11 protein-coding genes are annotated in these 12,107 nt (G+C 30.9%); all 11 read left to right on the top strand.

Going from position 1 to position 12,107, the window contains the following annotated elements; all coding sequences use genetic code 11:
* Positions 1-156: 156 nt before the first annotated feature.
* The 11 genes from WC223_12950 to WC223_12900 all read left to right on the top strand — a co-directional run bounded on the left by WC223_12950 (position 157) and on the right by WC223_12900 (position 11,845).
* Positions 157-1,767 (top strand): hypothetical protein, encoded by a 1,611-nt coding sequence (locus WC223_12950; protein MFA6925146.1) that lies wholly within the window; start codon positions 157-159, stop codon positions 1,765-1,767.
* Between the two features lie 20 nt (positions 1,768-1,787).
* Positions 1,788-3,794 (top strand): hypothetical protein, encoded by a 2,007-nt coding sequence (locus tag WC223_12945; GenBank protein MFA6925145.1) that lies wholly within the window; start codon positions 1,788-1,790, stop codon positions 3,792-3,794.
* A gap of 10 nt (positions 3,795-3,804) precedes the next feature.
* Positions 3,805-4,248 (top strand): hypothetical protein, encoded by a 444-nt coding sequence (locus WC223_12940; GenBank protein ID MFA6925144.1) that lies wholly within the window; start codon positions 3,805-3,807, stop codon positions 4,246-4,248.
* Between the two features lie 270 nt (positions 4,249-4,518).
* A complete protein-coding gene (locus WC223_12935) occupies positions 4,519-5,232 on the top strand; it encodes a hypothetical protein (GenBank protein MFA6925143.1) in 714 nt (237 codons plus the stop codon).
* Positions 5,233-5,775: 543 nt separating this feature from the next.
* On the top strand, positions 5,776-6,726 hold the full coding sequence (locus WC223_12930; protein MFA6925142.1) for a hypothetical protein: 951 nt from the start codon (positions 5,776-5,778) through the stop codon (positions 6,724-6,726).
* A gap of 204 nt (positions 6,727-6,930) precedes the next feature.
* On the top strand, positions 6,931-7,461 hold the full coding sequence (locus WC223_12925) for a hypothetical protein (protein MFA6925141.1): 531 nt from the start codon (positions 6,931-6,933) through the stop codon (positions 7,459-7,461).
* Between the two features lie 2 nt (positions 7,462-7,463).
* Complete coding sequence (locus tag WC223_12920; protein MFA6925140.1) at positions 7,464-7,640, top strand: hypothetical protein; 177 nt, start codon at positions 7,464-7,466, stop codon at positions 7,638-7,640.
* 220 nt (positions 7,641-7,860) lie between these two features.
* Positions 7,861-8,721 (top strand): hypothetical protein, encoded by an 861-nt coding sequence (locus WC223_12915; GenBank protein ID MFA6925139.1) that lies wholly within the window; start codon positions 7,861-7,863, stop codon positions 8,719-8,721.
* Between the two features lies 1 nt (position 8,722).
* Positions 8,723-9,700: a site-specific DNA-methyltransferase gene (locus WC223_12910; protein MFA6925138.1), complete on the top strand. Its 978-nt coding sequence runs from the start codon at positions 8,723-8,725 to the stop codon at positions 9,698-9,700.
* 86 nt (positions 9,701-9,786) lie between these two features.
* Positions 9,787-10,587: a hypothetical protein gene (locus tag WC223_12905; GenBank protein ID MFA6925137.1), complete on the top strand. Its 801-nt coding sequence runs from the start codon at positions 9,787-9,789 to the stop codon at positions 10,585-10,587.
* A 142-nt stretch (positions 10,588-10,729) separates the two neighbouring features.
* The gene (locus tag WC223_12900; protein MFA6925136.1) at positions 10,730-11,845 is read left to right on the top strand and encodes a two-component regulator propeller domain-containing protein; all 1,116 of its coding nucleotides are present in this window, start codon (positions 10,730-10,732) and stop codon (positions 11,843-11,845) included.
* The last annotated feature ends 262 nt before the right edge of the window (positions 11,846-12,107 follow it).

Below are 12,107 nucleotides of genomic sequence, written 5' to 3'. Positions count from 1 at the left end.
GAATGTTGACAACTTTTAAAAAACTCTCAAAGGTTTTTTAATAAGTTATCAATGTTTCGGAATTTAGTGCTAATTTTGTAAAATATATTTAACGAAAAATGGTCAACCTATTTCAGTATAAGACAAACGCTTTGAAGAAACGGAATCAATAAATAAATGACAAAGAAAAAAAATAAAACAGCCAACCCTAATTTAGCACATTTGCAAGTCGCACCAGCCGACCCACGACCAAAACTTGCAAAAGAGCTAAATGCCTGCCCGCCTGCTTCGTGGATAGTTTTGTGCTTTATCCTGACAACTTCTTTCTTTGTTGACACCTTGACAGCACAGACCAATAAGACAACTGCACCTAAATTTGAAAACTTTAAACAAGTAAATACAGGAAGCCAATATTACACCAACAGCACCCTTACACAGCAAAACCAACAGACACCGACACAAAATAATTCAATGGGTTCAACAGACAATGATGTTAAAGAACAAGTTTATATCAATGCCGAAAAGATGATGGGGGCATACATGGATAGACCTTATCTTTCAAAAGAAGAAAATCAACAAGCAAGAATTAAATTTAATATGCGTGGTTCACAAAATAATAATAATGAATTTTCAAACAATCAACATCAGGAATTATTGAATATTCTTAACGAAGCAAACGCGGGAGAAACAGGAAAAAGAAATAGCTTTGATTATTATAAATCTGGCGACTTTATCAATAAAACAAAACCATATACAGACGCATTGAATTTATTAAAAAGCATGGTAACAGGAAAGAAACCAATATTATTAAGAGATGCTTTTTATATAATGGAAAGTGCTTATGGAAATACTTATCTTACTTATAAAGAATACTGCAAAACCATAAACGAAAATGCCGATTTTATCAAACAAATGATGATGCAAAACAACCTGAATCCACGAGACAACGAGGCAATTCATAAAACGATACAAAAATTCATGAAAGAAGTTACAAGCATAAAAATAAAAAAAACAGACGTATCAAATTCATCAACAAAAAAACATTTACCTTATACTTACGATTATATTGATTACAAAGGCGAGAAAGATTTTAGAAATTATTTTGTAACAAAAACATTTGCAACAGGCACAGGTCAGTGTAATAGTTTACCAATAGTTTATATTTTAATTGCCGAAGCACTTGGAGCAAAGTTTTATATTTCAATTGCTCCAAATCATTCATTTATTAAATATCCCGATGACGCAGGAAAAATACATAATTACGAACCAACATCAAACTGGAATATTTCAGATGACTGGTATTCCGAACACATGTATATTACACCACAAGCAGAAAACAGCGGTATATATCTTGATACGCTTAATAAATTAATGCTCGTTGGAGATTGTATTGCAAGTTTAGGAATTAGCTACCTCAATAAATATGGCGTTGCCGATGGCACATTCTTAAATGAATGTATTAATACTTCGATGAAATGTTTTCCGAAACAAAATAATTTACAAGCAATTTTATTACGTAGTTCTGTTCTCGCTCATATGTTAGACCGCTTGCTTTATACGAATGGGATTAAAGATATAAAAGACATAAACAAAGTAAAAGGAGCATCAGAACTTTACGAAGCATTACAACAAAATGAACTTTATCTGAAATCAATAGGATACGAAGAAATGCCAGCAGGACTTTATGAACAGCAAATGAATTTACAGGAATTTAGAGGAAAAGTACAGCAAGAAAAGGGTTTTAACGGAAAAGAAAAACGAAATCTATTTATAAATATCAATAATTAAAAATTTAATAAATTTGCATTATGAAGAAAACAACATCATTATTTTTGAAATGTGTATTTGCTCTGCAAATTATTTCAGCAAGTACATTGTATGCCAATAATCCAACAAAAGAGGATTCATTGGCAAAAATCTGTTTCTATTCTGCAAAAACAGAAATAGAAAATATGTTATCTGGCAAAATTCCGCTTGATTATGAAAGAGCTGTTTTTATTACGGAAAATGCATATTGGGAAAACAAATTTGATTATAATGTTTTCAAGAATGTTTTATCTATTCATACAAACAGAATATCAAATTTGGTATATTTAAATTACAATGATAGTATTCAAAACTTGAAACCTTCTTTGTTAGAAACAATTGATGAGAAAAAACTAAAATACAAGGATGTATTAACTAACTGGGCTATTTTTAAATATATTACAGATACTACCTATTACGTTACTAAAAATAAACTCACATATAATTCGCCTTTTCAATATACCAGTAAAGACCCATTAAGTACTACTAATTGGAGTAATTCCCAAGTGTTACATTTGCTTGCTCAAGAAAAAGGTAATTGCTATGCTTTAGCAATATTATTCAAAATATTTTCGGAACGATTCAATTCAAATGCAAATATAGCAACAGCGCCCGGACATATTTATATTGTTCATAACGATATGAAAGGAGCGCCTTATAATATTGAACTTGCATCAAGAGCATTCCCTGGCAGTGGTTCAATAAAAGCATTTACAAATACAACACACGAAGCAGTTGTAAATGGTATTTCATTGCGTACACTAAATTTAAAACAATCCGTTTCCCTTTGTCTCGTTTATCTTGCTAAAGGTTATGAAAATAAATTCAATTCGAAATCAGATGAATTTATTTTACAATGTGCACAAACAACTTTAAAATATGATTCTTTAAATTTAAATGCAATGCTTCTAAAAGCCGAAGTATTTGAAGAAAGAATAATAAATAAAAACAAATCAATCGTACAATTACAGAATGACAGACAATTTAAAGAATACGAAAAATTAATTGCCTCACTTTATAAAAAGGGTTATCGTGAAATGCCAATAGAAATTAAAAATTTAATAATTTCAAGAATGCAGAATGATACAACCGCTGTATTCATTGCAAAAGACCAAACACCAAACCCATTTAAACATATTAAATCTGACCCTAAAGACACTCGTTATGCAACATTATCATGGGGATTATTCGATGAAATTCACGAAACAAAACCCTTTGAACAATATAGTAGAACTATATTTGATACAAAAAAACAAAAAATAAGCAAATTCAGCCCAACTGATACTTTATACAATAATTACAATTTCGACCCTGTTGTTTTCGCTTGGAATATTGACCCGCTTGCCCATAAATATGTTCCTATTAGCCCATATTCTTTTGCATTAAATAATCCGATTTACTTTACTGATAATGATGGCAGGGTAGTATATGGTGTAGATGGTAAGCCCGTTACAATAGGCAAAGATGATGCAGGTAAACCAGTAATACAAGGTAAACCAGACGCTAAAACAACTGAAATTTTTCAGGCATTAATTAAAACTCCAAGAGGGATTAAAGCAGCAGAATTTTTTACAGGCGCAGCAGAGGAATATAAATTTGATTTAACGGATAAACAATTAACACAAGGAGGTAAATTAGTTCACGGTACCACAGAAGAAACTGGCGATAATGTATTTACAGTAACTATTTCAACAGCAAAACATGGAAAAGTTAAAAATGCAGAAGGCAAAGAAGTTAATGAACGGTTTGAAACAGCAACAAAAGATGAGCTAATTAATGCAGTTGGTGTACATGAAGAAACTCACATGAGCAATAACACAGACGAGGAAAGCAAACCAGTTCAAGATGAACTTCAATCAAGAACAGAGTTTAATTTGCTTAACCCGAAAGAATCATCATCTCAATCAGATTATTTACAAAATTATAAGGATTATTATAATGCCACCGAAGGTAATACTAAGAAAGTAGATAAAGCAATTGACAAAGCCAAAAAATCAGTTAATCCGTAAAAATAAAATTATGAGATATATATATTATTTTTTCATTTTGCCAATGATGTTAACAAGTTGCATCAGTTCAAAAACAATTATTTCTAATAATGGAAAAACATGTAATTGTGAAATAAAAATTACAGATAGTTTTTTTAAAGATTATCCAAAAATATTAAGTTCTTTGGATAATCTTTTCAATAATAATAAAATGATTTATTATTGCAATGTACTTAGTAATGTTAAAAATAATAAGGGTATTTATCAAATTTTTATAAATGCTACTCATAATAATACTGCAAACTTTTTTTATTTTGATGGTGGTAATGATATAATAAAAATAAATAACGATGATTATTTAAAAATAGAGAACACACTATTAAACGATGGTTTTACTTCAAAAGAAATTACAGTATGTTTTGAAAAAATGAAAAGTATTATTGAATACAATAAAAACAAAGTGTTTTCATTTTAACATTTTTAATTTCGAATAACACTTTCCTATAAATATATTACACAATCAAGGTTTGATATTACACAATCATAATTTAATGTTATACAATTTCATTTTAATATTACACAATCTTATTTTAATAATACACAATTATATTTATAACTTTGCACAATTCAATTTTAAACTTACACAATACAAAAATATTTTTACACAATCGCAAAATAATTTTACTATCTTTGAGTTTTATTTTACACAATAGCATTTTTATTAATAATTTAAAACTATAAAATTATGGCATCAATATCAGAAAACACATTTGGAGCTAAATTAAGAAGAGCTCAAGACCTTTTAACCTTTATTTCAGGGTTTGTAGGTTATGCACCACCACGTACACAAGAAAGTGTTGCAAGTATGACAACACTTATTAACTCAATCGTTACTACAAATTCATCAGAAAGCAGTCAGCAGGAAAATTACAAAGTCGCAGTAGATGCTCGACAATCTGCATTTTCAATAAAGACTGGTTCTATTGAAAAACTCCTTTCCCCAATCAAAGGAGCAGTAGAAGCACAATACGGAAAAAAATCAACAGAAGCAGTAGTTGTAAACGCAATAATAAAAAAAATGCGAGCAACAAAACTTAAAAAAGCACCTGCCGACCCTACAAAACCTGCACAGGAAAAAGCAATCAGCCAATCAGAACGCTCCTACGGCTCAATGACACAGTTTTTCAATGACATTGTAAGCAACTTGACACAATTTACAGCATTCAACCCATCAAGCAATGCATTAAAAATAGTAGCATTACAAACGACAGCTACCCAGTTGACAACTTTAAACAATGCAGTAGCTCAAAAGATACAATTACTAAAAACAACAAGAGCAAGCCGACTAAATCAATACGCCGACCTCAAAGACAGAGTGCAAAGAGTAAAGGCATATGTTAAAGCCCAATATGGTAATAACTCGACGGAATATAATTTGATAAAAGGGCTTAGTATATAAGCCAACGCAAAGTCAAGCACATTGGCAGGTCGCACAAGCTATCACACAACCAAAACCTGCCAAAGAGCTTGCCTTGCTGCCGCACAGAAACATTATCAAGTCGGACACAAAAAAAATATCACCCGTTGAAACCTCTGTAAGTAACAAGAAACAAAACCACTTTGACAGAGAAGGAACAATGCCCAGCAGCTAACAAGTTGCTTATTCAATGCGGGTTTTGGTGATTAGGAAAGTTCATTGCAATTTATTAATTTTGTTTCGGTAGAAAATGAAGTGCGTTTTATTCCCGCACTAAATAAGCAACCGACCGTTAGCCGCCATTATCCGTCACACAAATAGATTTTTTTAAGCTGACTTTTATGTCGATATTTTTTTAAATTTTACAAAACAGAATGACAATTATATTATGATACTTTAAATAAAATTTTTATAAAAACGTTAGTCGTGATTAAAGTTAATATGAAAAGAAGTTATATTATAATATTATTATTTATAGTTGTAGTTTGCATGTTTATGTTTTTTATAATGCAACTTTTTAAACCTATGCGGTTAAATTCAAAATATTTAAACCCAAGCGAAAATATTAAACAGTCAAAAAAGAAAGGTAATTTTATAGACAAACTTGTATGTCGTAATAATGATACAATGCAAACTCCAGAATACAATATTTATCCGAATGAAGCATGGATTGAGTATGAGTATTATTGGAAATCTAATGCAATTGATATGGATAGTTTGGCAATAGATTCTGACAAAATTAGGGTGGTAATAAATTTCTTTATGTTTAAAAATGGGAAAAGATGCTTCCCCTCAGAAAGTAGTAGCTTGTCAAGTATTATTAGTTTTGTAAGCAATTATAGTTCTGAAGAAATTGACACATATACATATGATGATTATGCTAAAGCTGCTTTTGAAGTAAAAAAACAATATTGGAATTCTTCAATTTGCATATATCCTCAAAACAGAAAAAAATATTTTTATTTCACAATAGCAAAAAGTGTTGATAAAGTTCCAAGTAAAAGTTGTATGGGAAATTCTAATTATTCTATTGATGAACCAATAAATATATTTCAAAAATATGATTTTGAAAATGGTACATGGACAATGTATTTATGGTCGCCAAAAGCATACCACGAATCTAAGGCTAAAATGCCTGACACTAATTTATACAAAGAATATACGAGTGGTTTAAATAATTCTATTTTGAGAAATTATTTTGCAAAGATTAATGATAAGGAAACATTGAAAAAAACAAAAAATAAATTAACAGGTATATACACTGATAAAGACATTAATAATGGCGAACTAATTTTATATATCTATAGAAATAATGAGTTTGTAAAAGGATATGGCATTAATTATGGAAACAATGGACTATATGGATTTGAAACTGCTGATTATGGTTGGATTCCTGTTAATAAAAATATCATGAAAGAATTTATTTGTTCATTTAAGCCAATAATATGTTGTGATAATTTACCATTTAAACCATAATAACGGCGGCTAACATCGGGCTTGTGTCATCAGCGGTAAAGTGCAATTTGAAAGTTTGAAATAATTTATTTACTTTTGTCTCGGGTGAGAGTGACGCAAGTATTAAAACCGCTGTCGTCACAAGCCCGCGAACCGTTGGCGTTCATGCGGTCAGCAATTCAACAAATTATTGATTAAATGATTTATTTTTAGTATATTTGTGCCATGAATAAAAGAAGACAAATACCTTTGGATTTCAGAGTTGACAAGCTGACAAATTCCATTGAAAATGTTTTTACTGGAGATAGTTTTACGACTGAAGTTACTTTATTATCAGCGAAAGATTTACCAATGGTTAGCAAGAAAAATGGATGGGTGTTTGATTGGAAGTATGAGTTGAATCAACCAGAAAGAGAAGTTTATAAGCTGACAATAACTAATAATCCAAATATTATTCAAGGATTAGTAAGTATAGAAATTCGCAGAGACCACATTTATATGCATCTGTTGGAAAATGCAGGATTCAATAAAGGTAAAAATAAAATTTATGCTGGAGTTGCAGGAAATTTAGTTGCTTTTGTTTGCAGGCACTCATTTCAGAGAGGTTTTGAAGGATATATCTCATTTATCTCTAAATCGAAGCTGATAGACCACTATGAAAAAACATTAGGAGCAAGACACTCTGGTGGGCGTGTGATGATAATAGACACCAAAGCTGCATTGATATTATTAGACAAATATTTTAAAAATTATTAACCATGACAAATAAAGAAGAAATTGACATTGATATAATCGGAGGACAAGAACCTTTGACTAAAGAAGAGGAAGATGCTATTAGTGCTTTTATCAGAGCTGATAAAGTGAGAAGACATCGTGTTGATGAATTATTCAAGAAAAAAATAGATAGAAATAAAAGAACAAAAACAGTAAAATAATGCACGAAACGCCAACATGGTGTTGCTATCAGCGGGGGTTCGCAACAACTTGAAAGTGTAAAACAACAAATAAAAATAATCACGGTAGAAACTGACAGAGCTATTAATATCCCCGCCGTTAGCAACACCTGCACGTTAGCGGTTATGGCGGAAGCAGAGTACAAATATTAACATGAATTTATAAATCACAAAAAATGATTATCTTTGAAAAAAAAATATAATGGCACTTTGGAATAACGATACTGAAATTAATTTCTTTACAGAAGCACTAAACAACTTTGCTTCTCCCGAACAACTTTTTTATAATCTACAAAATGGTTACTTTGCTTATGTTCCCAAAGGTTCTGATGCAGAAGGAAAAACATTACAAAGCAGAAACTCTCTTATAGGTCAATACACAGAAAAATGGTGCAGGACACTCTTTGAGCCAATTGCAACAGAGCTTAATCTTTTCGCAGTTAATGGTGTTGTTTGCGAAGGACTCGGATTGACAAGACAATCCAGTGCTGACTTAGCTTTCTGCACAACAAATTCAGTTAATCAACAAGCAGAAAATATTAAACTCCTTTTTGAAATCAAAATGAGTGTTGTATCAAATTACAAATTGACTATTCCGAATAGAATTGATTTTGTTGGTGACTACAAACAACATAAAGGAAATCCTTCTTTTCTTCGCTCTGACTCTATGTTAAAAGCAATAGGGAAATCTATCAATATAAGAGTTTCAGGGATTGAATCAACTAAAATTCCAATTATTATATTAGGAAATAGCCCTATACAAGATAGCTACCAAAAGAAAGTTGACTTTCTTAAAACATCAGGAGTTATTCAAGGATTTTGGTCATTGAACCCAAAGCCAACTGAAAGCGATTATATTAAAGTCACATCCAAAAAAGGTTTTCAAACAATTCAATCGACAGAAAATATTTTGTCGTTATGTAGAGAACTTATTGCAAACGATATGAACTACTTCTCATCTATGATATCAAAAACTGATTTGGGTAAAATAATTTCTATTGCAAGCAGAGAAGCTAATGACATTGCAAAAGCAGAAAAATTCTTAACTTTAATCCGAAACTAAAATGAAAAGATTAAACGGAACAGAAACAAGTGCTTTTGGAACAAATGGGAGAATTAATCACGATAGTTCGAAGTTTTATAACTCAAAACTATATTCGGAATTAGAAGGAAAAGAAGTTTTAGATAAAAAAGAATATGAATTACCTGAAGAATTTATCAACAAATTAATTCTTGGTTCTGCTGAAAACATGAAAGAGTTACCTAACAACTCTATTCATTTAATGATTACCTCCCCACCGTATAATGTTTCAAAAGAATATGACGATGACCTTTCATTAAAAGAATATTTACAGCTTCTTGAAAACTCTTTTAAAGAAACATATCGAGTTTTGGTTAACGGTGGACGAGCATGCATTAATGTAGCCAACCTTGGACGTAAACCATATATACCATTATCAGACTACATTTCAAAGATAATGCTTGACATTGGTTTCAATATGCGAGGAGAAATCATTTGGAATAAAGCAGCAAGTGCGAGCCCTTCAACAGCATGGGGCAGTTGGCAAAGCGCAGCTAATCCAATACTACGAGATATTCATGAATATATTTTGGTATTTTCAAAAGGCGACTATAAAAGAGAAAAAGGCGAAAAAGGAAATACAATTTCAAAGGAACAATTTATGGAATGGACAAAGTCCATTTGGACAATGAATGCAGAAAGTGCAAGACGAATTGGACATCCAGCACCATTTCCACTTGAATTACCTTTTCGATTGATTCAACTTTATTCTTTTGAAAACGATATTATACTTGACCCATTTATTGGTAGTGGAACAACTGCAATATCTGCATTAAAATCTAAGAGGAATTACGTTGGATATGACATAAGCAAAGAATACATTGAACTTGCAGAAAAAAGAATTGAACCATTTAAGACACAAACAAAAATAGCATTTAACTTGACAAAGATTGAAGAAGAGCCACAAACCGCTAACATGGTGTTGCTATCAGCGGGGGTTCACAAAAAGTCGAAAGTGTAAAACAATAAATGAAATTAATCACGGTTGAAACTGACGCACGTTAAAAACCCCGCCGTTAGCAACACCTGACCGTTAGCGTGCATATTATGAGAAACATTTTTGCTATATTGATAGTTATAATTTTTCCTTTGACTGTTTTTTCGACAGCTCAATTAGGAGACATTATAATTTTAAAAAATGACACGTTGACTGTTTTTTCAAATCCATTAGAATTACGTCAAGACATTGAATCATTAAGACCAAGATTATTTGGCAATAACAGTGGACAGACAAGTACTGATTGCTGGAGAGGATACATTGCTGAGTGGACAGTTATTGACGGAGAAATTTTTTTAACCAACATATTTGATTGTGACTGCAAACTGAAAGCAGATTTAAATAAACTATTTCCAAAAGAAATAAAGAATGGAAAAATAAAAGCAAGTTGGCTGACAGATAATTTATATATTCAAAAAGGTAAAATGCTTTATTATGTTCATGGTGGTTATGAATCTATATATGAAAAAGAATTGGTTTTGACATTTGAGAAAGGAAGATTAAAGTCTCAAAAAGAACTTGATAATTCAAAAACACACATATCGATTTATACACAACAAGACAGACTTGTCGGATTTGTTCAAAGGCATATTAATTGGACTAACCTACCTGACTTAAAAGGAAAGAGATTAACAGTTTATGTTGGTTGTCAAACTGGAGTATCTACGAAGCCTGATAGTATTAAACTTTTACGTGGTGTTGACAATGATTTATTTAATAAAGAAGCTTTGCGAGTGATTAGTTTGTTGCCTGACTGGGATGTGTTATATCGACATGGAGAAGTATGTAGGACTAAATGGAATTTGCCTGTTATATTTGACGATGAATGGAGGAAAAAATACGCACGCTAACAAGCGGTTTAAATAACCACCGGTTTCTATCTCCGTTGAAAGTGACGCAAGTTTTTTTATTTCAAATCTTATTGATACATTTGTGCTGAAACACCGGTGGCTCTTTAAACCGCCGTCCGTTAGCGGTTATGTTAAAAAAAATATGAGACACAGAGCATTTATAATTTTATTCTTTGCATTAATATCGATAGATAATTTCTCGCAACAAGCAAATAATTTCACAAAAAAAGATGGGCTTTCTAGCAATCTTGTAAATTCTATTAAAATTGATAAACAAAATAATATTTGGTTTTGCACAGACAGTGGGATTACAAAATATGATGGCACCAAATGGACAAGTTTTTATAAATCAAATGGGTTACCATCAAATCGAATTGAATTTGTTGATTTTGACAATAAAAATAACGCTTGGTTTGTCAGTGTAAGAGGGATTACAAAGTATGATGGAAAAGAATTTAAAACTTATATTCCACCAAGTGAAATGAGAACACAAATTGTTGAAGTTAATTTGCCATTTACAGATAGCATTTCTGATACTAATAATATACGAAAAATCTTAATCGAAGATATTGACACAACTAAAGATGAAAATACATCTGAAGATTTTGTAGACCATCATGGCAAATGGGATTCAACCAAAATTGAAATATGCTCGATAATGATTGATAAAAATTATATAATATGGATAGGAACAATGGGAGAAGGTATTTATAATTTTAATGGACAAACTTGGACAAAAATTAAAGAACCCGAGTATGATTCTTTTTCTTTTGCATACTCTATGGCTCAAGATAAATTTGGTAATATATGGATTGGTACAAGTAATGGAATTTATACTTCTATAAAAAATAATTGGAAACATTATTCATTTAATGACGGTTTAGTTGATAAATGGATATATTCTATAGCGATTGACAGCAACAATGTAAAATATTTCGGTACAAGCCGAGGAATAATTTCAGTTTTTAATGACAAAAAATGGTCAGAGATTCAATTGCCAGGAGATACTCTCACTAATCAAGTAACCTCTATAGTTGTGGATTCACAAAATAATAAATTAGTTGTTTGTGACTGGGGTGTTTTCAAAGTTAATAATAAAGATATATTTGATTTTATTCCAAAGGAAATGAAAAATAAATATAGAATAACAAACATTGCAATTGATAAATATGATTATATTTGGTTGAGTACAGATGTTCTCGACTGTAATTATAAAAATGATTTTGGAGTATATAGAATAAAAAACACAAACCGCTAACATGGGCTTGTTTTAAGCGGGCAGAAATTAGTAATTTGAAATTCAATAATTATTTATAAATTTGTTCACGGGTGAGAATGACGCAGGTATTTATTGCCCGCCTAAATCAAGCCCTAATCGTTAGCGGCAAGCATTTTTCATGTCATTTCCTAAAATCGGTTGACTAAAAATTAACCAATAAAACGGAAACAATGACAAAACTCAAGACTCAACCCTGTCGAAAAAAAGACTACGAAAAAGTTAATTTCGACTTAAAATTATC

The organism is Bacteroidales bacterium (assembly GCA_041671145.1).
GTDB lineage: Bacteria > Bacteroidota > Bacteroidia > Bacteroidales > JAHJDW01 > JAQUPB01.
Note: the sequence above shows the minus strand (reverse complement) of the source record. Positions and strands in the feature narration are given on the sequence as shown.

What these genes read in the sequence shown, in the direction of transcription:
- WC223_12940 (MFA6925144.1), top strand. Translation starts at nt 3,805, where the DNA reads ATGAGATATATATATTATTTTTTCATTTTGCCAATGATGTTAACAAGT.
- WC223_12900 (MFA6925136.1), top strand. Translation starts at nt 10,730, where the DNA reads ATGAGACACAGAGCATTTATAATTTTATTCTTTGCATTAATATCGATA.
- WC223_12930 (MFA6925142.1), top strand. Translation starts at nt 5,776, where the DNA reads ATGCGGTTAAATTCAAAATATTTAAACCCAAGCGAAAATATTAAACAG.
- WC223_12905 (MFA6925137.1), top strand. Translation starts at nt 9,787, where the DNA reads ATGAGAAACATTTTTGCTATATTGATAGTTATAATTTTTCCTTTGACT.
- WC223_12925 (MFA6925141.1), top strand. Translation starts at nt 6,931, where the DNA reads ATGAATAAAAGAAGACAAATACCTTTGGATTTCAGAGTTGACAAGCTG.
- WC223_12910 (MFA6925138.1), top strand. Translation starts at nt 8,723, where the DNA reads ATGAAAAGATTAAACGGAACAGAAACAAGTGCTTTTGGAACAAATGGG.
- WC223_12920 (MFA6925140.1), top strand. Translation starts at nt 7,464, where the DNA reads ATGACAAATAAAGAAGAAATTGACATTGATATAATCGGAGGACAAGAA.
- WC223_12945 (MFA6925145.1), top strand. Translation starts at nt 1,788, where the DNA reads ATGAAGAAAACAACATCATTATTTTTGAAATGTGTATTTGCTCTGCAA.
- WC223_12950 (MFA6925146.1), top strand. Translation starts at nt 157, where the DNA reads ATGACAAAGAAAAAAAATAAAACAGCCAACCCTAATTTAGCACATTTG.
- WC223_12935 (MFA6925143.1), top strand. Translation starts at nt 4,519, where the DNA reads ATGGCATCAATATCAGAAAACACATTTGGAGCTAAATTAAGAAGAGCT.
- WC223_12915 (MFA6925139.1), top strand. Translation starts at nt 7,861, where the DNA reads ATGGCACTTTGGAATAACGATACTGAAATTAATTTCTTTACAGAAGCA.